Source organism: Halorubrum sp. SP3, from assembly GCF_005435195.1.
Taxonomy (GTDB): Archaea; Halobacteriota; Halobacteria; order Halobacteriales; family Haloferacaceae; genus Halorubrum; species Halorubrum sodomense.
Genome location: NZ_SGTU01000472.1, coordinates 1 through 363 on the forward strand (window position 1 = coordinate 1; position 363 = coordinate 363).

Genomic DNA, 363 nt, shown 5'->3' on the forward strand with positions numbered 1-363 from the left:
CCCGATGATACTCGGGTTGGGGATCAGCTATCTCGCGTACGCCGCATACCGGCAAAACCAGAGTCGTCCGATGTTGTATATCGCAGTCGGGTTCGTGCTGACGTTATTCGTACAGGCTCCGTTAGCGCTGACACTGACGTATTTCGGGGACTTGCCGCTCCAAGTGATCAACAGTCTTCTCCAGCTACCCGAGTTCGTTGGGTTGGGGCTGATCCTGTACGGGCTGTGGATCCCCCGTCGAGACTGATCGCAGCTCGATTCCGAACAGCCGGAATGAGGGTCTGAAGTAGTATCACCGCTCACGAGAAAGCGGTAGCTTCAGCCTGTGAAGCCAGGAAAATTCCTCTTTTTTGATGCGGTCGT

General features: G+C 55.1%; 1 protein-coding gene. It reads left to right on the top strand.

Annotation, left to right across the window (positions count from 1 at the left end):
- The coding region (locus tag EXE42_RS19890; RefSeq protein ID WP_137707094.1) for a hypothetical protein at positions 1-247 on the top strand (247 nt) is incomplete at its 5' end.
- Between the last annotated feature and the right edge of the window lie 116 nt (positions 248-363).